The 24277-nt window shown below is 72.5% G+C and carries 18 protein-coding genes and 1 pseudogene; 14 read left to right on the top strand and 5 right to left on the bottom strand.

Annotated features, from left to right (window positions below):
- Positions 1-151 precede the first annotated feature (151 nt).
- Positions 152-1075, top strand: coding sequence for a zinc metalloprotease HtpX (gene htpX / locus ACIBCM_RS08425; protein WP_399241175.1), 924 nt, complete (start codon positions 152-154; stop codon positions 1073-1075).
- Between the two features lie 220 nt (positions 1076-1295).
- On the top strand, positions 1296-1889 hold the full coding sequence (locus tag ACIBCM_RS08420; RefSeq protein WP_399241174.1) for a hypothetical protein: 594 nt from the start codon (positions 1296-1298) through the stop codon (positions 1887-1889).
- Positions 1890-1963: 74 nt separating this feature from the next.
- On the opposite strand, the gene ACIBCM_RS08415 is transcribed toward ACIBCM_RS08420, so the two are convergent.
- On the bottom strand, positions 1964-3031 hold the full coding sequence (locus tag ACIBCM_RS08415) for an enoyl-CoA hydratase/isomerase family protein (RefSeq protein WP_399241173.1): 1068 nt from the start codon (positions 3029-3031) through the stop codon (positions 1964-1966).
- A 169-nt stretch (positions 3032-3200) separates the two neighbouring features.
- On the opposite strand from ACIBCM_RS08415, the gene ACIBCM_RS08410 reads away from it, so the two are divergent.
- The 3 genes from ACIBCM_RS08410 (at position 3201) to ACIBCM_RS08400 (ending at position 8677) form a co-directional block, all read left to right on the top strand.
- Positions 3201-4391, top strand: a complete 1191-nt coding sequence (locus ACIBCM_RS08410; RefSeq protein WP_399241172.1) for an acyl-CoA dehydrogenase family protein — start codon at positions 3201-3203, stop codon at positions 4389-4391.
- A 363-nt stretch (positions 4392-4754) separates the two neighbouring features.
- Positions 4755-6980: a tetratricopeptide repeat protein gene (locus tag ACIBCM_RS08405; protein WP_399241171.1), complete on the top strand. Its 2226-nt coding sequence runs from the start codon at positions 4755-4757 to the stop codon at positions 6978-6980.
- Between the two features lie 164 nt (positions 6981-7144).
- Positions 7145-8677 (top strand): phytoene desaturase family protein, encoded by a 1533-nt coding sequence (locus ACIBCM_RS08400; RefSeq protein ID WP_399241170.1) that lies wholly within the window; start codon positions 7145-7147, stop codon positions 8675-8677.
- 77 nt (positions 8678-8754) lie between these two features.
- On the opposite strand, the gene ACIBCM_RS08395 is transcribed toward ACIBCM_RS08400, so the two are convergent.
- Positions 8755-10647 carry a serine hydrolase gene (locus ACIBCM_RS08395; protein WP_399241169.1) on the bottom strand — a complete coding sequence of 631 codons (1893 nt, stop codon included), beginning with the start codon at positions 10645-10647 and terminating at the stop codon, positions 8755-8757.
- Between the two features lie 202 nt (positions 10648-10849).
- Between ACIBCM_RS08395 and ACIBCM_RS08390 the strand changes: the two genes are divergently transcribed.
- From ACIBCM_RS08390 to ACIBCM_RS08380, 3 genes and pseudogenes are all read left to right on the top strand, one after another.
- Entirely contained in the window at positions 10850-11986 is a 1137-nt protein-coding gene (locus tag ACIBCM_RS08390; protein WP_399241168.1) for an NAD(P)H-dependent flavin oxidoreductase, read from the top strand.
- Positions 11983-13527 (top strand): acyl-CoA synthetase, encoded by a 1545-nt coding sequence (locus ACIBCM_RS08385; protein WP_399241167.1) that lies wholly within the window; start codon positions 11983-11985, stop codon positions 13525-13527. Before ACIBCM_RS08390 ends, ACIBCM_RS08385 begins: the two co-directional genes overlap by 4 nt.
- A pseudogene (locus ACIBCM_RS08380) lies at positions 13517-13674 on the top strand (IS630 family transposase); the annotation flags it as partial. The gene ACIBCM_RS08385 and the pseudogene ACIBCM_RS08380, both read left to right, overlap by 11 nt.
- Before the next feature lie 105 nt (positions 13675-13779).
- Here ACIBCM_RS08380 and cpt read toward each other — a convergent pair.
- Positions 13780-14310, bottom strand: coding sequence for a chloramphenicol phosphotransferase CPT (gene cpt / locus ACIBCM_RS08375; RefSeq protein WP_399241284.1), 531 nt, complete (start codon positions 14308-14310; stop codon positions 13780-13782).
- A 622-nt stretch (positions 14311-14932) separates the two neighbouring features.
- Positions 14933-15760: a nitroreductase/quinone reductase family protein gene (locus ACIBCM_RS08370; protein WP_399241166.1), complete on the bottom strand. Its 828-nt coding sequence runs from the start codon at positions 15758-15760 to the stop codon at positions 14933-14935.
- A gap of 169 nt (positions 15761-15929) precedes the next feature.
- Here ACIBCM_RS08370 and ACIBCM_RS08365 point away from each other — a divergent pair, with 169 nt between their 5' ends.
- Both ACIBCM_RS08365 and ACIBCM_RS08360 read left to right on the top strand, forming a co-directional pair.
- On the top strand, positions 15930-16346 hold the full coding sequence (locus ACIBCM_RS08365; RefSeq protein WP_399241283.1) for a MarR family winged helix-turn-helix transcriptional regulator: 417 nt from the start codon (positions 15930-15932) through the stop codon (positions 16344-16346).
- Between the two features lie 269 nt (positions 16347-16615).
- Entirely contained in the window at positions 16616-17713 is a 1098-nt protein-coding gene (locus ACIBCM_RS08360; protein WP_399241165.1) for a calcium:proton antiporter, read from the top strand.
- 311 nt (positions 17714-18024) lie between these two features.
- On the opposite strand, the gene ACIBCM_RS08355 is transcribed toward ACIBCM_RS08360, so the two are convergent.
- Positions 18025-19647: an acyl-CoA synthetase gene (locus ACIBCM_RS08355; protein ID WP_399241164.1), complete on the bottom strand. Its 1623-nt coding sequence runs from the start codon at positions 19645-19647 to the stop codon at positions 18025-18027.
- A 250-nt stretch (positions 19648-19897) separates the two neighbouring features.
- Between ACIBCM_RS08355 and ACIBCM_RS08350 the strand changes: the two genes are divergently transcribed.
- From ACIBCM_RS08350 to ACIBCM_RS08335, 4 genes are all read left to right on the top strand, one after another.
- Positions 19898-20728, top strand: a complete 831-nt coding sequence (locus tag ACIBCM_RS08350) for a crotonase/enoyl-CoA hydratase family protein (protein ID WP_399241163.1) — start codon at positions 19898-19900, stop codon at positions 20726-20728.
- 89 nt (positions 20729-20817) lie between these two features.
- Complete coding sequence (locus ACIBCM_RS08345; protein WP_399241162.1) at positions 20818-21780, top strand: Zn-ribbon domain-containing OB-fold protein; 963 nt, start codon at positions 20818-20820, stop codon at positions 21778-21780.
- Complete coding sequence (locus ACIBCM_RS08340; RefSeq protein ID WP_399241161.1) at positions 21777-22856, top strand: thiolase domain-containing protein; 1080 nt, start codon at positions 21777-21779, stop codon at positions 22854-22856. Before ACIBCM_RS08345 ends, ACIBCM_RS08340 begins: the two co-directional genes overlap by 4 nt.
- Positions 22849-24015 (top strand): thiolase domain-containing protein, encoded by a 1167-nt coding sequence (locus ACIBCM_RS08335; protein WP_399241160.1) that lies wholly within the window; start codon positions 22849-22851, stop codon positions 24013-24015. Before ACIBCM_RS08340 ends, ACIBCM_RS08335 begins: the two co-directional genes overlap by 8 nt.
- Positions 24016-24277: the final 262 nt, after the last annotated feature.

Below are 24277 nucleotides of genomic sequence, written 5' to 3'. Positions count from 1 at the left end.
ACCATGAGGCCCGGTACCTGCCCTGCCCTGGGCGTTCCTCCCGCCCCGGATCCGGACGCTTCAGGCCCTCCGGGCGCACGCCGGAGCCTTCGGGCACCAGGAGGAGCACAATCGAGTGAGGGGGGCACAACGGTTGCCCAGAGGTGATCAGATGCCGACCAAACGGTCCCGCTCCCGCTCCCGCTACGCACCGGACCAGGGGCTCACCACCCGCATGGTGACGACGATGTTCCTCATCGGGCTGCTCTACGTCGTCTTCGTCGGCGTTCTGCTCGCGCTGCTGAGGGGCGCCTGGCCGATCATCCTCCTGGTCGCGGGCGCTCTGTTCATCGCGCAGTTCTGGTTCAGCGACCGGATCACCGCCCACGGCATGGGCGCGCGGGAGGTCACTCCCGAGCAGGCACCCGAACTGCACGGCGCGGTGGACCGGGTCTGCGCGCTCGCGGACATGCCCAAACCACGGGTCGCCATCGCCGTGAGCGATGTGCCGAACGCCTTCGCCACCGGCCGCAGCCAGAAGACGGCCCTGGTCTGCGCCACCACCGGGCTGATGCGCCGGCTGGAGCCCGAGGAGCTGGAGGGCGTCCTCGCCCATGAGCTGTCGCATGTCGCCCATCGCGATGTCGCGGTGATGACGATCGCGTCCTTCCTCGGAGTCCTGGCCGGTGTGATGACACGGATCGGGCTGTACGGGGGTCTCGGCAGGGCCGGGCGCAGCAACAGCAACACGGCGATCGCGATGGCCCTGATCCCGCTGGTCAGCGCGGCCGTCTACACGATCAGCTTCCTGCTCACCCGGCTGCTCTCCCGCTACCGGGAGCTGGCCGCCGACCGGGCCGCCGCCCTGCTGACCGGCCGTCCCTCCGCGCTGGCCTCCGCGCTCACCAAGGTGACCGGCGAGATGGCGCGGATACCGACACAGGACCTGCGCAAGGCGGAGCCGTACAACGCCTTCTGGTTCGCGCCGGCGTTCTCCTCGCGCGAGAGCCTCGGACGGCTGCTCTCCTCGCACCCCACACTGGAGCAGCGGCTGGAGCAGCTGGCCGGGATCTCCGCCCAGCTCGCCCGCCCGTGAAGCCCTCAGGGTCGGTACGTACCGTACGGCCGGCGCGGCCCGGGACCGGGTGGGCGGGCCCGGGGCCGGCCCGACGCACGACGGCTCCCCGCGGCCCGGTGTCGCCCGGTGCCCGAGCTTCCGGGACCACCGCGCACCCGGCCCCCGGACACACGCTCCCGTACACCTCGTACATCCGACCCGCCCGTACGCCCGACCCCGTTCAGCCGGAGGTGCTTCCGTGGGATTCCTCGACGCGATTCTCGGCCGCAGCAAGCCGGTGCGCCCCGATCTCGATCAGCTCTTCGCGGTGCCCGGCGCGGCGATCACCCTTCAGGCCGGGGCCGGATTCACCCCCACCGGCGTCGGCGCGGTCTGCTTCGCCAGCGTCGAGGGCGGCGCCTTCGCCCGCATCCAGCAGGACGTACGCGAGCTGCTGGACGCCGACACCGGCCGCGGCGGCGTCCCCGTCGAGTTCACCCGGGACGACTACGGCTACACCTGGCTCCTCGTCCGGCAGCCGGCCGACGACACGGCCGCACTGGTCAACGATCTGCACGCGGTCAACACCCTCCTGGAGGAGGGCGGCTTCGGACCGCAGCTGCTCTGCTCGCTGATCGCCTTCCGGGAGGCCGGGGGCAGCCGTCCGCTGGCGCTGGTCTATCTGTACAAGCGCGGTACGTTCTACCCCTTCGCGCCGCTCCCCGGCGCGGTGGAGAAACGGGACAACGCCCTGGAACTCCAGGCCAGGGCGCTGCTCACGGACGATCTGCGGGTGGAGGCGGACCTCGCCCGGTGGTTCCCCGTCTGGGGCGCACCGGGGCTGGGGAACTGACGGCGCCCGGCTGCGCACAGGGGATCCCGTGTCAGACCCGACCGCGATACGGCCCGCCCCACCCTCTCCGAGTCTCAGCGCGGCGGCGCGAGCCCCAGTTCGCGGTCGCCGAGCCCGGCGAAGAACCGTTCCACATCCGCGTCCGACACCTGCGACAGCTCCGCGGGCGACCAGCGCGGCCGGCGGTCCTTGTCGACGACCTGCGCCCGTACGCCCTCGACCAGATCCGGCGACGAGAACGCGGCGGACGACACCCGGTACTCCTGGTCCAGCACCGGCTCCAGCTCCCCGAGCGCGCGGGCCCGGCGCAGCGCGGCGAGCGTCACCTTGAGCGAGGTGGGCGACCTGGTGAGGATCGTCCCGGCCGCCTCCTTCGCCGCCGGATCGCCATGGCCGAGCAGCCGGTCCACGATCCGCTCCACCGTCCCTGCCGCGTAGCACTCGTCGATCCAGCCCCGATGAGCGGCCAGCTCGCCCTCGGGCGCCCGGTCCGTGTACCGCCGCAGCACCTCGGGGATCTCCAGAAGCGCCAGTGACGCGGCCAGTCCGGGGAGCCGGCCGGCGGGGACGAAATGGTCCGCGAGCCCGCACAGCAGGGCATCGGCGGCGCCCACCGCCAGCCCGGTCAGGGCGAGATGGGTGCCCAGTTCGCCGGGCGCCCGTGCCAGGAGATGCGTACCGCCGACGTCCGGGACGAAACCGATCCCGGTCTCGGGCATCGCGACCGAGGACCGCTCGGTGACGATCCGTACGCCGCCGTGGGCCGACACCCCGACTCCGCCGCCCATCACGATGCCGTCCATCAGCGCGACATACGGCTTGGGGTAGCGGGCGATACGGGCGTTGAGCCGGTACTCGTCGCGCCAGAAGTCCAGCGAGGCCCGCCCGCCGGCGAGGGCGTCGGCGTGAATGGCGCGGATGTCGCCGCCCGCGCACAGGCCGCGCTCGCCGGCCCCCGAGATCACCACGGTCTCCACGCCCGGGTCCCGCTCCCAGCGGTCGAGCGCCGCGCCGATCGCGCGGACCATGGGGTGGGTGAGGGCGTTGAGGGCCCGGGGCCGGTTGAGGGTGATGTACCCGGCGCGGCCCTCGGTGCGCAGCAGTACGGCAGCGGTGTCGGCTTCGGATGCGTCGAGGCCCATGGGCCGGTCCTTCCCCGTCGAGGATCTTCCGGTCCCATCCTCGCGCACCCCCGGTGCACGCTCCCCGGGGCCCCGGGGAGCTGTTGCCCCGGTCCTGGCCCTTCCGGATTCTTGCAACACGTTCTACCGTGTGCGCGCCCGGGACGGACCGCGAGACTCTGGAGGGGCCGTGCACCTCGCATACACGCCTGCGCAGCAGCAGTTGCGCACCGAACTGCGTACCTACTTCGCCCACCTGGTGCCGGAGAAGGGGTACGCCCGCTACGCCGACCCCGGCGCACAGAAGCACTTCTACCGCGAGACCGTGCGGCGCCTCGGCGCCGACGGCTGGCTGGGCGTCGGCTGGCCCGTGGAGTACGGCGGGCGGGGGCTGAGCCCCATGGAGCAGTTCATCTTCTTCGACGAGGCCGCCCAGGCGGGCGTTCCGCTGCCGCTGATGGCGCTGAACACGGTCGGCCCGACGATCATGCAGTTCGGTACGGAGGAGCAGAAGGGGTACTTCCTGCCGAGGATCCTCTCCGGCGAGATCGACTTCGCCATCGGCTACAGCGAACCCGACGCGGGGACGGACCTGGCCGCGCTGAAGACCCGTGCCGTGCGCGAGGGCGACGAGCAGACCGGTACGTACACGGTCAACGGGCAGAAGATCTGGACGACCAACGGCGACACCGCCGACTGGGTCTGGCTCGCCGTCCGCACCGACCCCGGAGCAGCGCCGCACAAGGGCATCACGATGCTGCTGGTGCCGACGACCGAACCCGGCTACTCCTGCACCCTCATCAACACCCTCGCCTCGCACGACACCACCGCCAGCTACTACGAGGACATCCGGGTCCCCGCCTCCCGCCGAGTCGGCCCGGAGAACAAGGGCTGGCGCCTGATCACCAATCAGCTCAACCACGAGCGCGTCACCCTCGCCGCCCACGGCACGATGGCCGTCCGTGCGCTCCACGACGTCCAGCGGTGGGCCGCCGGGACCAAGCTCGCCGACGGCCGCCGGGTCATCGACCTCGGCTGGGTCCGCGGCCGCCTCGCCCGCACCCACACCCGGCTCGACGCGATGAAACTCCTCAACTGGCAGATGGTGAACGCCGTCCAGGAGGGCACCCTCACCCCGCAGGACGCCTCCGCCGTCAAGGTCTACGGCTCCGAGGCCCGGCGGGACGCCTACGCCTGGCTGATGGAGATCACCGGCGCGGCCGGCCCCCTGAAGGAGGGCTCCGCCGGCGCCGTACTCCACGGCGAACTGGAACGCGGCTACCGATCCGCCGTGATCTTCACCTTCGGCGGCGGCAACAACGAGATCCAGCGCGAGATCATCTCGTGGATCGGGCTGGGGATGCCCCGGGTACGGCGGTGAGGGTGTGGTGACCACAGACGTCGGTCGTCACCTGCCGAGGACGGCCGGCACCGGGCGGAGGTCCGGTCAGACCGTGATCATCACGTTGATGACGACGCCCACGACGGCGGGGCATCAGAAGTCCTCGTGGTTCAGTCAGGTCACGCCCAATTCCCTGAGCCGCTTGATCTGATCCGCCACATCAACGATCAGATCGCGCACCCCGCCGTCGGACACCTCGGCCTCGCGCGGCGCGGACGCCGCTGACCCGACGGACCGCCCCCGGCCCCGCGTACCGACCACCCCGTACAAACGGCGCGGCCGCAAGGCCATACTGGACGGGCCGGGGAGGGCGGAGCCGAATGACGGGGGCGACAGCGGGAGATGGCGGAATCGAGGCTGATCCAGGGCCGGTACCGGCTGCTCGAAGTGATCGGGCGCGGGGGCATGGGCGAGGTGTGGCGGGCCGTCGACGAGGCGCTCGGGCGGCGGGTCGCGGTGAAGTGCCTCAAGCCGATGGGGCCGCACCACGACGCCTCCTTCTCCACCGTGCTCCAGGAGAGGTTCCGGCGGGAGGCCCGGGTCGCCGCCGCGCTCCAGCACCGCGGAGTGACCGTCGTCCATGACTTCGGCGAGTACGAGGGCGTGCTCTACCTGGTGATGGAGCTGCTGGAGGGACACAACCTCAGCCAGCTGCTGGAGGAGAACAAACAGCGCCCGCTGCCGGTGTCCGAGGTCGTCGACATCGCGGAACAGGTCGCCGACGCCCTCGCCTACACGCATGAACGCGGCATCGTGCACCGCGATCTGAAGCCCGCCAACATCATGCGGCTCCACGACGGAGCGGTGAAGATCTGCGACTTCGGGATCGCCCGCCTCGGCGAGGGCATCGGACCGACGTCCCGGCTCACCGGCACGGGCATCGCCATGGGCACGCCGCACTACATGTCCCCCGAGCAGATCGGCGGCGGCCGGGTCGACCACCGCAGTGATCTGTACTCGCTGGGCTGTGTGCTGTACGAGATCGCCACCGGTGTCCCGCCCTTCGACCACGAGGACGCCTGGGCGGTCCTCGTGGGGCACCGGGACACCCCGCCCCAGCCGCTGCGGACCCACCGGTCGGACATCCCCGACCACTTCCAGAAGATCGTGCTCGATCTGCTCGCCAAGGCCCCCGACGGGCGGCCCGCCGACGCCAAGGACCTGCGGCGGCGGATGGCGCGCGACGGGTACGCCTATCTCTCGCTCTCCCCGCCGCCGGCCGGTGCCCGCGAGGAGGCGCTGCCGGAGTGGACCCGGGGGATGACGGGCGGCCACCACGCGACGGCGACCGCGCTGCGCCCGGTGGTCCCCGATCACACGGCGGGGCTGACCGGCGAATGGACCGCCCCCGCCGACCCGCGCGCCGGAACGCCGGTGCGGCCCGTGGCGAGACCCGCGCGGCCCACCCCGTCCCCGGAGGCCCTTGCCGTGCTCGCGAGCCGCCACAGCGCGGGACTCAGCCTCGGGCGGCTCGGCCGCTGGGAGGAGGCGGGCGAGGTTCACCGCGCCGTCGCCGCCGAGCGGGAGTACGCCCTCGGCCCCGACCACCCCGACACACTGGCCAGCCGCTACGAGGTCGGCTTCACCCTCAGCAGGACGGGCCGCGCGGAGGACGCGCTGCGCGAGTTCCGCCGGGTCGCCGACGGCCGGGAGCGCGCGCTCGGCCCCGACCACCCCGAGACCCTCGCCGCCCGCCAGGAGACGGCGTACGTCCTCGGCCGGCTCGGCCGCCACTTCGAGGCGCACGACCTCTATGTGAACGTGCTCGCGTCCCGCGAGCGGACCATGGGCGCGGACCACCCCGACACCCTGCGCTGCCGCCACAACCTCGCCTTCAATCTGAGCAGGCTCGGCCGGCTGGAGGACTCCTTCCGGATGGCCCGCGAGGTCGCCGCCGCCCGCGCCAGGGTTCTCGGCGCCGACCACCCGGACACACTGGTCACCCGGTACGAGGTCGCCTACGCCCTCGGCCGGCTGGGGCGCTGGTCGGAGGCGCTCGGAACCTATCGCGAGGTGGCGGCGGCCCGGGGCCGCGCGCTGGGGACCGACCACCCGGACACCCTCGCCGCCCGCTACGAGGTCGGGATCAGCCTGGGACGTCTCGGCCGCAGCGACGAGGCCCTCGATCTGTACCGCTCGCTCGTGGAGGACCGCACCCGGCTGCACGGCCCCGACGACCCCGAGACCCTGCGCGCCCGCCACGGCCTCGGGGTGAACCTCGGCCGCCTCGCCCGCTGGGAGGAGGCCCTCGCCGAGGCACGCGAGGTCAGCGCCCTGCGCGTACGTGTCCTCGGGGCCGACCACCCCGACACCCTCGTCAGCCGCCGTGAGATCGCCGTGGGGCTCGGCTGGCTCGGCCGCTGGGCCGACGCCCTGACCGTCTACGCAGAGGTCGCCGCCGCCCGCGAGCGGGTTCTCGGCCTCGACCATCCCGACGCGCTGGCCAGCCGTAACGACGAGGCCCACTGTCTGGAGCAACTGGGCCGCCACACCGAGGCGGTGGAGCTGTACCGCCGGGTGGCCGCCCTGCGTGAACGCCGGGGCACACGGGGCACACAGGGGTTCTGAGGGACCGTCCGCCGCCGTGCGCCCGTGGCCGCGACGGAGCCGCCGCACGTCGTGATGGGGCGTCGGCCCGGTCGTACCGCACGGCCCACCGGCGAACGCACGGAGGGCCGGGAGCGACGGGCCGGGAGCGGGCGGGCACCGCCGGGGGCGGTTAGGGTCCGGGCATGCCCGCATTCACTTCGTACGATGCCGTGATCGTCGGCGGCGGCCACAACGGACTGGTCGCCGCCGCCTACCTCGCCCGCGCCGGGCGCTCCGTGCTGGTGCTGGAGCGCAGCGCGGGCACCGGGGGAGCCGCCGTCTCCACCCGGCCCTTCGCGGGGGTGGACGTCCGGCTCTCGCGCTACTCCTACCTGGTGTCGCTGCTGCCCGGCTCGATCGTGCGGGACCTCGGGCTGAAGTTCTCCGTACGCAAGCGCGACGTTTCCTCGTACACGCCCAGCGGCACCGGCGGGCTGCTCGTCGGCGCCGGGCGCACCGCGGAGTCGTTCGCCGCGCTCACCGGCGGGGACGGCGAGTACGCGGCCTGGCGGGAGTTCTACGGGATGACCGGCCGCGTCGCCGCGCGGGTCTTCCCGACGCTGACCGAGCCGCTGCCCACACGCGAGGAGCTGCGGGCCCGAGTCGACGACGAGACGGCCTGGCGCGCCCTGTTCGAAGAGCCCGTGGGCCGGGAGATCGAGCGGCGTTTCCGCCATGACCTCGTACGGGGAGTGGTACTCACCGACGCCCTGATCGGGACCTTCGCGGACGCCCATGACCCCTCGCTCGTGCAGAACCGGTGCTTCCTCTACCACGTCATCGGCGGCGGGACCGGCGACTGGGACGTTCCGGTCGGCGGCATGGGCGCGCTCACCGACGCCCTCGCCACGGCCGCCCGTGACGCCGGTGCCAAGATCGCGACCCTGCACGAGGTGACCCGTATCGAGACCGACGGGGTGTCCGCCGAGGTCTCCTACCGCTCGCCCGGCACCGAGGCGGCGGTCACGGCACGTCAGGTTCTGGTGAACGCCTCACCGCGCGAACTGGCGCTGCTGCTCGGCGAGGAGCCGCCCGTTCCCGCCGAGGGGGCGCAGTTCAAGGTGAACATGCTGCTCCGGAGGCTGCCGCGGCTGAAGGATCGTTCCGTCGATCCGCGTCACGCGTTCGCGGGGACGTTCCATGTCTCCGAGGGCTACAGCCAGCTGGCGACCGCGTACCGGGAGGCGGCGGCCGGCGGGCTGCCGAGCGCGCCGCCGTCGGAGATCTACTGCCACTCGCTGACCGATCCCTCGATCCTCGGCCCCGACCTGGTGGCCCGCGGCTATCAGACCCTGACCCTCTTCGGGCTCCACACCCCGGCCCGCCTCTTCACCGCCGACAACGACCGGACCCGGTCCGATCTGCTGGCCGCCACCCTCGCCGAACTCGACTCCTGTCTGGAGGAGCCGATCGCCGACTGCCTCGCCCTCGACGAGCACGGCGATCCGTGTATCGAGGCCAGGACACCGCTCGATCTGGAACGGGAGCTGCGGCTGCCCGGCGGCCATATCTTCCACCGCGATCTGTCGTTCCCGTACGCCGGGGAGTCAACCGGCCGCTGGGGCGTGGAGACCGCGCACGCCAATGTGCTGCTGTGCGGGGCGGGCGCGGTCCGGGGCGGCGGTGTGAGCGGGGTGCCCGGCCACAACGCGGCGATGGCGGCGCTCGGCCGGTGACCCGCGCCGGGCCGGCCGGTGACGCTCGGCCTCTGCCCGCTCCCGAACCCGCCGCTCCACCCATAGGGGAGACGGGCTCAGTCCCGTGACGCCTTCCAGCCGTCCGCCTCGACGCGGGCGGCATCGCGGGGCCTGCTCTCGTCGAAGACCGTACGGCCCTCCTCCTCGACGCGGATCGAGTCCACATACACCCCCCGGCCGGTGGCGAGCCGCTCGGTCGTATACCGCCAGCGCAGCCGTACGCCGGTGCCGCGCCACGCCGACAGATCCGCCGACAGCCGGTGCCAGACACGCCCGGACCAACCGTTCGCGGAGCCGTCCGGGTGCTCCCGTGGCGCGGCCCCCTCGCGCACGGTCGTGAACGGCACGGGCCGCCAGGAGGTCCCGCCGTCCGCCGACCCCTCCAGGAAGAGGCGGTCCGAGCGCGGTTCGGTGTCCCACCACAGCGAGCAGCGGAGCCGGGCCCGCCCGGAGCCGACGGCCAGCGCGGGCAGGGTGAGGGTGGCCGAGCCCGGGCCCGGGGGTCCGGAGAACCAGGCGGTACGGCCCCGCGCCGGGTGTACGGCGACGGCGCGGGCGAGATGGTTGGCGGCGGCGGCCCGTGGCGCGCTGCCGGAGCGCCGGGTGCGCACGGGGTGGACGGAGTTGCCCAGCACGATCAGAAAGGAGTCGGAGCCGGGGTCGAGGACGAGGCTGGTTCCGGTGAAACCGGTGTGCCCCGCGCTGCGCGGTGTCGCCATCGCGCCCATGTACCAGTGCTGGTAGAGCTCGAAGCCGAGTCCGTGCCCGTCGCCCGGGAAGGCGGTGTTGAAATCGGTGAACATCAGCTCCACCGACTCGGGGCGCAGGATGCGCGAGGAGCCGTAGGCGCCGCCGTTGAGCAGCGTCCTGGCGAGGATCGCGAGGTCCCAGGCGCGGGAGAACACACCGGCGTGGCCCGCGACACCGCCGAACGCGAAGGCGTTCTCGTCGTGGACCTCGCCCCGGACGAGTCCGCGGTCCAGCCCCGACCAGGGTGGCCTGGCGTCTTCGGTGGCGGCGATCGTCCGCTTCCAGGAGTGCGGCGGGTTGAACCGGGTGCGGCGCATTCCCAGCGGGGCGGTGATCTCGTCGTGGAGCAGTGCGTCCAGAGTGCGGCCGGCGATCCGTTCCAGGATCAGCTGGAGCGCGATCAGATTGAGGTCGGAGTACCGGTATCCGGTGCCGGGCGGGCTGAGGGGCCGCTCGTTCCACAGCATCCGGAGCCTGCCCTCCCGCGTCGGCTCCCGGTACAGGGGGATCCAGGCGCGCAGGCCGGATGTGTGCGTCAGCAGCTGCCGTACGGTGACGCTCTCCTTGCCCGCCGCCCCGAACTCCGGCAGATACGAGGCCACCGGTGCCTCAAGCTCCAGTTCGCCGCGCTCGATCCGCCGCACCGCCAGGATCGAGGTGAACAGCTTGGTGACGGACGCCAGATCGAAGACCGTGTCCCGGGTCATCGGGATCTGCTCCTCGGGTGGCAGCTCCACCGCCGTGTCCGTCGTCTCGTCGTACCCCGCGTAGCGCACCGCCGTGCCGATCGGCCGGTGCAGCGCGACCGTGCCCCCGCGCCCCGCGAGCAGGACCGCTCCCGCGTACCAGGGGTACTTCGGGGAGGGACGCAGATAGGATTCCGCGTCGGCGACGAGCCGGTCCAGATGGGCGGCGATCAGCCCCGCGCGCTCGGGTGAACCCCGTCCGAGCACCGGCTGTCCGGGGGCGCCCCCCGAACCTCCTCCGGGGCCCGGTCCACCGCCGCCCCGGCCGTCATCAGGGCCGCCGGATCCCGCTGCCGGGGCGCCACGCGCCGCCCCGGCGGAGGGGACGGGCCCGAGCGCGAGCGCCCCGCCCAGAGCCAGCACCCCGCCGCCCAGCCTCCGCCGGCCGATCCCCTCGCCCTCCGCCGCTTCCTCTGTCACCGGCAACCCTCTCCTGATGTGTCCTCGGGGCATCGCGCCGTACCGAGCCTTCCCCGCCGGACCCGGGGGCATCGCGCCGTACCCAGTCCGCCGCGCCGTACCGAGCCTTCCCCGCCGGACCCGGATGCTGTCAACCTCCCCTCTGTCCCGTCCGCCCTGTCGACCGTCCAAAGAATCTGACGCAGCATCAGAAAATCTCTTCCCTCGTCCGCCCGGCTGGGGCATCCTGCGCCCCATGGAGACGGAGCTGAGCAGAAGACTGGGAATCGAGCACGCCATCTTCGGCTTCACGCCGTTCCCGGCGGTGGCCGCGGCCATCACCCGGGCGGGCGGATTCGGAGTCCTGGGTGCCGTCCGCTACACAGCGCCCGACGACCTCAAACGCGACCTCGACTGGATGCAGGAGCACACCGACGGCAAGCCGTACGGTCTCGATGTCGTCATGCCCGCCCGGAAGGCCGGGGCTCCCGGCGACCGGACGCCGACCGAGGCGGACGTCGAGGCGATGATCCCGCAGGGGCACCGGCGGTTCGTCGAGGACACCCTCGCCCGGCACGGCGTGCCGGAACTGCCCGAGGGTGAGGCGTCCGGGTGGCGTATCACCGGCTGGATGGAACAGGTCGCCCGCACCCAGCTCGACGTCGCCTTCGACTACCCGATCGCCCTGCTCGCCAACGCCCTGGGCTCCCCGCCCGAGGACGTCGTCCGGCGCGCCCACGGCCACGGTGTCCTGGTGGCCGCGCTCGCCGGGAGCGCCCGGCACGCCCGGCACCACGCGGACGCCGGGATCGACATCGTCGTGGCCCAGGGATACGAGGCGGGCGGCCACACCGGCGAGATCGCGTCCATGGTCCTCACCCCCGAGGTCGTGGAGGCGGTCGACCCGCTGCCCGTGCTCGCCGCCGGAGGTATCGGCAGCGGCGAACAGATCGCCGCCGCCCTCGCGCTCGGCGCCCAGGGCGCCTGGCTGGGCTCCCTCTGGCTCACCACCACCGAGGCCGAACTCCACTCCCGGGCCCTCACCGCCAAACTCCTCGCCGCGGGCTCCGGCGACACCGTCCGCTCCCGCGCCCTGACCGGAAAGCCCGCCCGGCAGCTGCGCACCGCGTGGACGGACGCCTGGGACGACCCGGCGGGCCCCGGCGCGCTCCCCATGCCGCTCCAGGGGCTGCTGGTGGCCGAAGCGGTCTCCCGTATCCAGAGGTACGAGGTCGACCCGCTGCTCGGCACCCCGGTCGGGCAGATCGTCGGACGGATGAACTCCGAGCGTTCCGTACGGAGTGTCATGGACGAGCTGACGCGCGGATTCGAACGCGCCGTGGACCGGATCAACCGGATCGCCGGAAGGAACCCGGAAGGCGGCACCTCATGACCGGGCGGCCGAACGGGTTCTGGGCCCAGGCGACCGCGGACCCCGACCGGACGATCCTGATCGATCCGAGCGGCGTGAGCTGGAGTGCAGGCCGGCTGCACTCGGCCGTGAACCAGCTGGTCCACGGGCTGCGCGCGGCCGGTCTGGAACGCGGGGACGCGTTCGCCGCCGTCCTCCCCAACGGGGTCGAGTTCCTCACCGCCTATCTGGCCGCCGCCCAGGCCGGGCTGTATCTCGTTCCCGTCAACCACCATCTCGTCGGCCCCGAGATCGCCTGGATCGTCGCCGACTCGGGCGCCCGGGTCCTGATCGCGCACGAGCGCTTCGGGGACGCGGCGACGGCCGCCGCCGACGAGGCGGGCCTCCCCGCGAGCCACCGCTACGCCGTCGGTGACATCGGCGGCTTCCGCCCGTACGCCGGACTGCTCGACGGACAGTCCGGCTCGGCACCGGAGGGCCGGACACTCGGCTGGGTCATGAACTACACGTCCGGCACCACCGGACGACCCCGGGGAATCCGCCGCCCGCTGTCGGGGAAGCTTCCGGAGGAGACCTATCTGGGCGGCTTCCTCGGCATCTTCGGCATCCGGCCCTTCGACGGCAACGTCCATCTCGTCTGCTCGCCGCTGTACCACACCGCCGTGCTCCAGTTCGCGGGCGCGGCCCTGCACATCGGCCACCCCCTGGTCCTGATGGACAAGTGGACACCCCGGGAGATGCTGCGGCTGATCGACGCGCACGGCTGCACCCACACCCATATGGTGCCCACGCAGTTCCACCGGCTCCTCGCCCTGCCGGACGAGGTCAAGGAGCGCTACGACGTGTCGTCCATGCGGCACGCCATCCATGGCGCGGCTCCCTGCCCCGACCATGTGAAACGGGCGATGATCGCCTGGTGGGGGAGGTGCGTCGAGGAGTACTACGCCGCCAGTGAGGGCGGCGGGGCGTTCGCGACCGCCGAGGACTGGCTGAAGAAGCCCGGTACGGTCGGCAGGGCGTGGCCCATCAGCGAACTCGCGGTCTTCGACGACGACGGCAACAGGCTGCCGCCCGGTGAGCTGGGCACGGTCTATATGAAGATGAGCACCGGCGGCTTCAGCTATCACAAGGACTCGGCGAAGACCGAGAAGAACCGCATCGGGGACTTCTTCACGGTCGGCGACCTCGGAGTGCTCGACGAGGACGGCTACCTCTTCCTCCGCGACCGCAAGATCGACATGATCATCTCCGGCGGGGTCAACATCTACCCTGCCGAGATCGAGTCCGCCCTGCTCACCCACCCCGCGGTCGCGGACGCCGCCGCGTTCGGCATCCCGCACGCCGACTGGGGGGAGGAGGTCAAGGCGGTCGTGGAGCCGGCCGACGGACATGAGGCGTCGGGGGCGCTCGCCGCCGATATCCTCGCGCACTGCGAGCGGCTGCTCGCGGGCTACAAACGCCCCAGGACCGTGGATTTCATCGGGACCATGCCCCGCGACCCCAACGGCAAGCTCTACAAACGCCGGCTGCGCGAGCCCTACTGGGAGGGCCACGACCGGTGACGACACCCTGTGGGGCGTCAACCGCCGCCCCACAGGCACGGTCACACCCTCGCAGCCCTGAAGTCGATCCGCGCCGCAGGCCCGGACGGCGCCCCGGTCTGCGTGATCCTGGACAATCACTCCGCCGCGCCCGGATCCGCGGCGAGAAGTGCATCTGCTGGGGAGGACGGCCCCCGACCGCGGCGGCCTGACCGTTCCGGCGCTGCGGTCATCGCAGCAGACAGCCAGACAGCCAGACAGCCAGACAGCCGATCAGCCGAGCTGTGCGGCGATAGTCCGTGCGCACTTCATCGACTCGGCATGCGCGGTGTCCACCTCCAGGTCGTAGACCATGCCGCGGTGGACCACGTCCGCCTGCAAGGCCGCCATTCCGATGGCCCGGTCACCTCGTGCGACCTCACGGCCTGCGGCCACCGCACTGTCGCACCGGACGCCGACCCACAGCACCCGCAGTCCGCCCAGAGCCTTCTGCCATCGCTTCTGCGAGTCCGCTCCACCGAGGAAGACCTCATCGACGATGATCCGGGCACCCGCACGGGCCATCGCGGCGACCCCCTCGATCCATGCCGCTTCCAGTGTCCGGAACTCCGGGCCGGCGACCACCTGTCCGTCCGCAGCGAACTCGATTCCCCCGTCCGACGCCCGCATGGACGCGGGCATCGCGTCGACCAGCGTGTCCGTCCCAAGGGCCAGCCACGGATCCGGCAGGACCGCCTGCAGACACCGGGCGATCCCGGACTTCCCCGAACTGGAACCACCGTTGAGAACGATCACCTCAGTCATCACCGCGCCACAGTAGAGGCAGCGCGGCACCGGTCGAAACGGATTTCCACGAACGCGGCCCGCCGCCCCAACCCGGTTAACCTTCCCGCCGGAGCTCCAGGGACATGCGGATCAGCGTCCGGTCGGTGCAGCGGTGGCGGCGGATGCGGGCGGACGGCGGCCCCGGCAGGCTCTGCGGGTGCGGGTGCGGGTGCGGGTGCGGGTGCGGGTGCGGGTGCGGGTGCGGCGTCGCTGTCGAGGCGGGGCGGGGCGGGGCGGGAAGCAGTTCGCCCAACTGGGGGCAGTTGGCCGAGAGGCCGTGCCGGGCGCGGCTGAGAGGACCGCGCTGGACCCCGAGCGGCGTGATGACGGTGATCGGCCGGTGCTTCCGCAAGCCTGGTTGTGGGCCAAGGCCGGCGCGCGCACTCAAGGTGTCGAGCCAGGGGCTTCAAGCGCTCCTGGATGGCCTGACCGCCTCCCAAGTCCGCCCAATGAGCGGATGACCTACGCCTGGAAGAACTCGGGCTCGGCCGACCTCATGGTCGTCGCCCACCTTCGCGAGCGACTGCGCGAGCCGGATGAGCCCGGAATCGCCTGCCCGGGCGGCGCACCCCCGCGCCCGGGCCACCCCGCCCCACCACCGTCAGGCGCCGCCCAGCGCCGGCAGCAGCGTGCTCTCCTCGTACGCGAAGTGCGCCTCCAGCTCCGCGGTGAGACGGCCGACATCCGCACGCAGCCGGTCCGGATCGCCGCCGCGCTTCAGCAGTTCCTCCAGCTCACCGACGGCCCGGGCCACGCCCAGATGCTCCCGCCGCAGCCGTTCCAGGGCCGGGCCCAGCTCCGGGAACTCCGTCTCCAACTGGTCGAACACCGTGTCCTCGGCGCTGTGGTGGGACCGCAGCGCTCCGCACATCGTCAGGCAGCGCCTCCCGAGCTGTCCCTCCAGCGTGGTCGGAGAGGCCGTGAGCCCGTCGCGGATCGCGGCCAGTTCACGGCGCAGCTCGTCGTGCACCCGTACGAGATGTCCGGCGATCGCCCGCTGCCGGGCGGGGTCCGCGATGTGCATCCTGCACAGCGCGACCACGGGGATGATCCGGTCGGTCCCCTGCTCATAGGCGGTGAACGCCGGGTCGCGCTCGCACTGCTCGCGCCACAGCCGGTCGCGCTCCTCGCCCTCCGTCACGGTCGCGGTGGCCGTGTACCGCTCCACGGAGCCGTCCGGGGCGCCGATCTCCAGCAGTACCCGCGCGTCGGCGCGGAGGTTGTGGAACCAGGCCGGATGCCGGGGGCCGCCCGCGTTCGAGGCGAACACCAGGACACGCTCGCCGTCGCGCGCGTACACCGCCGGTGTCGTGTGGGGGCGTCCGCTGCGAGCGCCCGTGGTGGTGAGGAGAACGAGTGGGGCGCCCTCGAACATCCCGCCCACCCGGCCGCCGTTCTCCCGGAACTCCTTGATGACCTCGTCGTTCATAGTGTTCCCCTGAGTCGGTACCATCGGCACATCGGAACTGTTTGCTTTGCAAGCAAAGCAGCTTTGTTGGTAAAGGTATGGAGAGTGGTGCGGTGTGTCAACCGCCGATCAGTCCCGCGACGGTGCCGGACCGGAAGTCGACGACGCGGTCAGGACCCTTCTGCTGCTCATGCCGCGCATGGTCGGCCGGGTGAAGCGGATCCGGATCCCCGACGAACTCCAGTCGCTCTCGCTGGCGCCCCGGCATCTCTCGCTCCTTGCCTATCTGCTGTTCGACGGTCCGATGAGCGTCAACGAACTGGCCGCGCGGCTGGAGGTCGCTCCCACGACGGTGAGCCTGATGGTGGGTGAGCTGGACCGTAAGGGGGTGCTGGAGCGGCGGGAGGACCCGGCCGACCGCCGGAGGAAGATCGTCTCCATCGCCGGGGCCCACCGCGGCTCCATCGACGGCTGGCTCGGCCGGGGCGCGCTCGCCTGGCGGAAGGCGCTCGCGCCGCTCACGCCCGGGGAGCGGAAGCTGTTCATCGACACACTCGCGGCGTACGAGAACGCGCTGCCGGAAGACCGGGAGCAGCCGGGGAACTGACGGACGGGGGCCGGGTGCGGGGATCCGGTCCGCCGGCCCCGCGCCCGCCGCTTGTCAGGGGGCGTACCCGGGGCAGCACATGCCGCCCGCGCCCCGGACCGGAGTCCGCGCCCCGGACCGGAGTCCGCGCCCCGGACCGGAGTCCGCGCCCCGGACCGGAGTCCGCGGCCCGGCCGGTGTGTGCCGCCCGGGACCTCGGCGCGGCCCCCGGAACCCCGTTGGCGCAGTACGTCGCGCGCCACGCCCCCGCCCCTGGCAGCGTGGCGCTCATGGAGACCGGCACGGCAGCGCTCATGTCGCGGTGGACCACGTGGGTGCCCGTCGTATCGGTGATCGCGCTCGGCCTGGCCTGGGGCCGTGAGCTGCCCGGATTCGCCGTCGCCCTCATCGGGCTCTGTCTGATGGGATCCGTACTGGCCGCGGTGTACCACGCCGAGGTCGTCGCCCATCGCGTCGGTGAGCCGTTCGGGTCCCTCCTGCTCGCGGTCGCGGTGACCGTGATCGAGGTGGGCCTGATCGTCAGTCTGATGATCAGCGGCGGAGACAAGGCGTCCACCTATGCCAGGGACACCGTGTTCGCCGCCGTGATGATCACCTGCAACGGCATCGTCGGGGTGTCGGTGCTGGTCGGCGCGCTGCGCAACCGTATCGCCGTCTTCAATGCCGAGGGTTCGGGCGCGGCCCTCGCCACGGTCTGCACCCTGGCCACCATGACCCTGGTGCTGCCCACCTTCACCACGAGCCAGCCGGGCCCGGAGTTCACCGGTGATCAGCTGGCCTTCGCCGCCGTCGCCTCGATCTGTCTCTACGCGCTCTTCATCGGCGTCCAGACCTTCCGGCACCGCGAGTACTTCCAGCCGGTGGAGCGCGAGAGCCGGGAGGAAGAGCCCGAGGAGGAGCCGAAGCCGAGCGTGTCACAAGCCCGGTGGAGCCTCGGACTGCTGCTGGTGGCGCTCGTCGCCGTCGTCGGCAACGCCAAGCTCGTCTCACCGTCCATCGAGGAGGGCGTGGCGGCCGCGAACCTTCCCAACACCGTCGTCGGGGTCGTCATCGCGCTGCTGGTGCTGATGCCAGAGACCCTCGCCGCAGTGCGCGCCGCACGCCGGGACCGGGTCCAGACCAGCCTCAATCTGGCGTACGGCTCCGCCATCGCCAGCATCGGGCTGACGATCCCGGCCATCGCGCTGGCGACGATCTGGCTCCCCGGCCCCCTGGTGCTCGGCGAGGACGCCACCCATATGGTCCTGCTGGTGCTCACCGCGGTGGTGGGCGCGCTGACCGTGGTGCCCGGCCGCGCCACCCTGCTCCAGGGCGGGGTCCATCTGGCGCTGTTCGCGGCCTTTGTGTTTCTCTCCTTCAGCCCGTGACGCCGTCGGGTTCGCCCGCCCAGGGGAGCGGCGGGTCGCTCCCGGCCGACTGGCCCGGCGCGCCCGGACACCCGGCATGCTCAGCCACCCGGAAGGGAACCCGCCCGTGCGCGGGAAGCGGAATCAGCCTCGCCGGCGTTCGAGGCGCGGGGGCCGGGGGCAGCGCCCCCGCAACCACCCGCACCACCACAAGGACAGCCGACACCAGGCCGGCTCGGCCCTGGGCAACGGAACCGACCACGGACCGCCCACCCAGGAGCAGAACTCGGGGCCGACAACCCGACCCGGGCGCCCCGCCACTCGCCGGGCGCTCAGCCCCTCGCCGCCTCCGCCGCCACGCTCCGAGCCCAGCGGTAGTCCGCCTTGCCGCTCGGTGACCGCTGGATCTCCTCGGCGATCACCAGTTGGCGGGGGATCTTGTACCCGGCCAGCCGGGCCCGGCAGTGCGCCTGGATCTCGTCCAGCGTCGGTACGGCCGCCCCCGCGCGCGGCTGGACGACCGCCGCCACATGATTGCCCCAGGTGGCGTCGGGCACCCCGGCCACCAGCGCGTCGTACACATCCGGATGGGACTTGAGGGCCTGCTCGACCTCCTCCGGGTACACCTTCTCGCCCCCGGTGTTGATGCACTGCGAACCCCGGCCGAGGACGGTGACGATGCCCTCCTCGTCGACGGTCGCCATGTCGCCGAGCAGGACCCAGCGCTCGTCGCCGCGCCGGAAGAACGTCTCGGCCGTCTTGGCCGGGTCGTTGTAGTAGCCGAGGGGCACATGGCCGCGCTGGGCGATCCTGCCGGGCTCGCCCACGGCGACCGGTTCCCGGGTGGCCGGGTCGACGACCATCGTGCGGGAGTTGACCTGGAGCCTGAAGCCCTTCTCGGGGCCGGAGTCGGCGGTGGCGGTGCCGTTGAAGCCGGACTCCGACGAGCCGAAGTTGTTCAGCAGCATCACATGGGGGGCCAGCGCCGCGAACTGCTCGCGCACGGTGTCCGACATGATCGCGCCCGACGACGACACACTGAACAGCGCGGACAGGTCCGTACCCTGCATCGGCCCGCGCAGGGCGTCGACGAGCGGCCGCAGCATCGCGTCGCCGACCAGCGACACACTGGTGACCTTCTCCTTCTCGATCGTACGGAGCACCTCCCGCGGGACGTACTTGCGGTGCAGGGCGATCCGCTGGCCGAAGTCGAGGGCGATGAACGCGGTCAGGATGGAGGTCCCGTGCATCAGCGGGGGAGTGGGGAAGAAGGTGATGCCGTCACCGCCCGCGGCCACCCGCTCGGCCAGCTCCCCGGGCGAGCCGACCGGCTCGCCCGTCGGCGCCCCGCCGCCGAGTCCGGCGAAGAAGAGGTCCTCCTGGCGCCACATCACGCCCTTGGGCATACCGGTGGTGCCGCCGGTGTAGATGATGAACTGGTCGTCGGCCGAGCGGGCGCCGAAGTCGCGCAGCGGTGAGGCGTCCGCCTCCGCCCGGTCGAAGGGGACTGCGTCCAGCGGAGGCGCGCCCCCGGCGGGCGGGCCGACGCGCACCAGATGCCGGATCCCGTCGGCCCTCGGCAGCGCGGCGGCCACCCGCCCGGTGAACTCGCCGTCGAACACGAGCGCCGCGAGATCCGCGTCCCGGTAGAGGTAGACCAGCTCCTCCTCCACATAGCGGTAGTTGACGTTGACCGGAACGATCCGGGCCTTGAGGCAGCCGAGCAGGGTCTGCAGATACTCGACGCCGTTGTAGAGATGCAGCCCGAGGTGCTCGCCCGGCCGGATCCCCGCGCCGGTCAGATGGTGGGCGATCCGGTTGGCCGCCGTGTCCAGTTCCGCGTAGGTGAGCCGGCGCTCCGCCCCCGTACCGGGATGGTCGACGTAGACGAGCGCCTCGCGGTCCGGGACCACGTCGGCGATCGACTCGAACAGGTCGGCAAGGTTGTACTCCACCGTTCCTCCTGACCCTGGCGTATCCCGGCGGACTTCGGCCGGGCCGTGTCGTCCCGTGGCGCCGGCCCGGGGGCGGACGGCGTCATGGGGACGACCCGGCCCAGGCGGTCATTAGAGCGTCCGGGGCCATAACTGTGAAGGGGTGCCGTCAAGAAATCTGACTACCTGTCAGAAAACTATTGAACTGGACCCCGGGCTGCTGCAACCTGTTCTCGGCCCGGAGACGGGCCCCGAGACGGGAGGTCCGCACATGGGACAGCACGGCGAACACACGGAACAGAACGGTGGAACCGAACATCTCGCCGTCCGGCGCGAGGGCGCGACCCTGATACTCACCCTGAACCGGCCGGAGGCGAAGAACGCGCTCTCCCTGCCGATGCTGGTCGGTCTGTACGACGGTTGGCTGGCCGCCGACGCGGACGACTCCATCCGCTCCGTCGTCCTCACCGGGGCCGGGGGATCGTTCTGCGCCGGCATGGACCTCAAGGCCCTCGCGGGCAAGGGGATGGACGGGCAGGGGTACCGGGAGCGGATGCGGGCCGACCCCGATCTCCACTGGAAGGCCATGCTGCGCCACCACCGCCCCCGTAAACCGGTGATCGCCGCCGTCGAGGGCCACTGCGTCGCGGGTGGTACCGAGATCCTCCAGGGCACCGACATCCGGATCGCGGGCAGCGGCGCCACCTTCGGCCTGTTCGAGGTGAGACGGGGACTGTTCCCCATCGGCGGCTCGACGGTACGGCTCCCGCGCCAGATCGCGCGCACCCACGCCCTCGAAATGCTGCTCACCGGGCGGCCCTACAGCGCGGACGAGGCCCGGGACATCGGACTCGTCGGCCGGGTCGTCCCCGACGGAACCGCGCTGGAGGCGGCGCTCGCCGTCGCCGGGCAGATCAACGCCTGCGGCCCGCTGGCCGTCGAGGCGGTGAAGGCATCCGTCTACGAGACCGCGGAGATGACCGAGACGGAGGGCCTGGCGGCCGAACTCGCCCGGGGCCGGCCCGTCTTCGACACCGAGGACGCCAAGGAGGGCGCCCGCGCCTTCGCGGAGAAGCGCGACCCCGTCTACCGCCGGGCCTGACCGGCGGCCCCCTCCCGCCGATCGTCCCCGCCGCCCACTCTCCCGCACCGGCCGGAGCGAGCCCCGCCCGGCAGAACGGAGCCCCGTCCATGACAGACGCATCCGCGCCCGGGACACTGAGCGCACCGCTGGTCGTCGAGTTCCCCTTCACCCGCTCCCTCGGCCCCGTCCAGAGCGCCTTCCTCACCGGTCTGCGCGAACGCACCGTCCTCGGTGTCAGGACCGGGGACGGCCGGGTCCTCGTGCCGCCCGTCGAGTACGACCCCGTCACCGCCGAGGAGATCCGCGACCTGGTCGAGGTCGGCGCCGCCGGAACGGTCACCACCTGGGCCTGGAACCCGTCCCCCCGGCGGTACCAGCCGCTGGGAACCCCCTTCGCCTGGGTGCTCGTACGCCTCGACGGCGCCGACACGGCGCTCCTCCACGCCCTCGACGCCCCCGGCCCCGAGGCCGTGCGCACCGGCATGCGCGTCCGGGTGCGCTGGGCGGCGGAACGCACCGGTGCCATCACCGACATCGCCTGCTTCGAGCCCTGCGACGACGGCGAACCGCCGGCGCCCGCGCGTGACCACGACGGAGTCTTCGACGACCCCGTCAGCCGGATCGTCGCGCCCGCCCGGCTCGACTACACCTACGCCCCCGGACGCGCCCAGTCCGCCCATCTGGAGGCCCTGCGCGAGCGCAGAACCGTCGGCGAGCGCTGCCCGTCCTGCCGCAAGGTGTACGTCCCGCCCCGCGGCGCCTGCCCCACCTGCGGTGTCGCCACCGCCGAACGGGTCGAGGTGGGCCCCCGCGGCACCGTCACCACGTACTGCGTCGTCAACATCAAGGCGAGGAACCTCGATATCGAGGTGCCCTACGTCTACGCCCATATCGCCCTCGACGGCGCCGACCTCGCCCTCCACGGACGCATCGCGGGCATCCCCTACGACCAGGTGCGCATGGGCCTGCGCGTGGAACCCGTATGGACCGGCGAGGGCCGCCACCCCGACCACTACCGCCCCGCCGCCGAACCGGACGCCGACTACGACACCTACAGGGAGCTGCTGTGACGCCGTACGCCGGGGCCACCGGGGAGGTGGCGATCGTGGCCTTCGCCCAGTCCGACCACCGCCGCCGCAGCGACGATCTCTCCGAGGTCGAGATGCTGATGCCGGTGCTGCACCGGGTGCTCGGAGCGACCGGGCTGAAGACCGGTGACATCGGCTTCACCTGCTCCGGGTCCTCCGACTATCTCGCCGGACGGGCTTTCTCCTTCACCATGGCCCTCGACGGCGTCGGCGCCTGGCCGCCCATCTCGGAGTCCCATGTGGAGACCGACGGAGCCTGGGCGCTGTACGAGGCCTGGGTGAAGCTGCTGACCGGCGAGGCGGACACCGCGCTCGTCTACGCATACGGCAAGTCGTCGCCCGGCGAGATCCGCGATGTCCTCACCCGCCAGCTCGACCCCTACTACACGGCCCCCCTCTGGCCGGACTCCGTCGCGCTCGCCGCCCTCCAGGCACAGGCCCTGATCGACGCCGGCCTGACGGCGGAACCCGCGCTCGCCTCGATCGCCGCCCGCAGCCGCGCCGACGCCGCCTCCCATCCGCACACCCAGCTCAAGGGTGCGGTCCCCCAGGGCGACTACATCGTCCGGCCGCTGCGGACCGGGGACTGCCCGCCCATCGGGGACGGGGCCGCCGCCGTGGTGCTCGCCACCGGGGACCGGGCGCGTGAGCTGTGTGAACGGCCCGCCTGGATCCGTGGCATGGACCACCGGGCGGAGGCCCACAGCCTCGGCGTACGGGACCTCACCGACTCGCCGTCGACCCGGATCGCCGCACGGCGGGCCGGAGTCTTCGACCCCGCGGCCCCGCCCCTCGACACCGCCGAGCTGCACGCCCCCTTCACCTCCCAGGAGGTCGTCCTGCGCCGGGCCCTCGACCTCGACGAGAGGGTGAGGGTCAACCCGTCCGGCGGTGCGCTCGCCGCCAATCCGGTGATGGCCACGGGGCTCATCCGCCTCGGTGAGGCCGCCGCCCGTATCCACCGGGGCGAGTCCGGCCGGGCCGTCGCCCACGCCACCTCCGGACCCTGCCTCCAGCAGAACCTCGTCGCCGTCCTGGAAGGGGAGGACCGTGCCTAAGGAACCCGTCGCCGTCGTGGGCATCGGACAGACCAAGCACGTGGCCGCCCGCCACGACGTCTCCATCGCCGGACTCGTGCGGGAAGCCGCCGTACGGGCCCTCGCGGACGCCGAGCTGACCTGGGCGGACATCGACGCCGTCGTCATCGGCAAGGCCCCGGACTTCTTCGAGGGCGTCATGATGCCCGAGCTGTATCTCGCCGACGCGCTGGGCGCCGTCGGCAAACCGATCCTGCGGGTCCACACCGCGGGCTCCGTCGGCGGGTCCACCGCGCTCGTCGCCGCGGGCCTCGTCGCCGCGCGCGTACACCCCACCGTGCTCACCCTCGCCTTCGAGAAGCAGTCCGAGTCCAACGCCATGTGGGGTCTGTCGCTGCCGGTCCCCTTCCAGCAGCCGCTCCTCGCGGGCGCGGGCGGATTCTTCGCCCCCCATGTACGCGCCTACATACGGCGGACCGGGGCGCCCGCCACCGTCGGCTCCCTCGTCGCGTACAAGGACCGGCGCAACGCGCTCCGCAACCCCTACGCCCATCTCCACGAGCACGGGATCACCCTGGAGAAGGTCCAGGCGTCCCCCATGCTCTGGGACCCGATCCGCTACTCCGAGACCTGCCCCTCGTCCGACGGCGCGTGCGCGATGGTCCTCACCGGCCGCGCGGGCGCGGCCCGCTCGCCCCGGCCGCCCGCCTGGATGCACGGCGGCGCGATGCGCAGCGAACCGACGCTCTTCGCGGGCAAGGACTTCGTCTCCCCGCAGGCCGGCAAGGACTGCGCGGCGGACGTCTACCGGCAGGCGGGCATCACCGATCCGCGCCGGGAGATCGACGCGGTGGAGATGTACGTCCCCTTCTCCTGGTACGAGCCGATGTGGCTGGAGAACCTGGGCTTCGCCGAGGAGGGCGAGGGGTGGAAGCTCACCGAGTCGGGTGTGACCGAACACGACGGCGACCTCCCCGTGAACCCGTCCGGCGGGGTTCTGTCCACCAATCCGATCGGCGCCTCCGGCATGATCCGCTTCGCCGAGGCGGCGCTCCAGGTACGGGGGCAGGCGGGCGAACACCAGATCGACGGGGCCCGCCGGGCACTCGGTCACGCCTACGGCGGCGGGTCGCAGTTCTTCTCGATGTGGCTGGTCGGCTCCCGGCCCCCCGCCACCTGACCGGTCCCTGACCGCATCGGACCGGTCCGCGCCCCCGGCGACCGATCGCCCGCCCGGCCGTCGTACACCCGTACGGGACCGTCCCGGGCGGGGGAGGCGGGGCGGCGCGACGGCGTGCCCGCGCGGGCGGATCGGCGCATGGATCCCCGCTCCGTCCGCGCCCCGTCCGCGGCCTGTTGAGGACGGAAGCAGATCGCTAGGCTGACCCCGAGACCATGCGGGAGGAGCACGGAACCGTGGCCGAGAGCACCACCACCACGCA

Source organism: Streptomyces sp. NPDC051018 (assembly GCF_044456085.1).
In the GTDB taxonomy this organism is placed as follows: domain Bacteria; phylum Actinomycetota; class Actinomycetes; order Streptomycetales; family Streptomycetaceae; genus Streptomyces.
The sequence above is the reverse complement of the archived record's forward strand: the minus strand, read 5'-3'. Positions and strand labels throughout refer to the sequence as shown.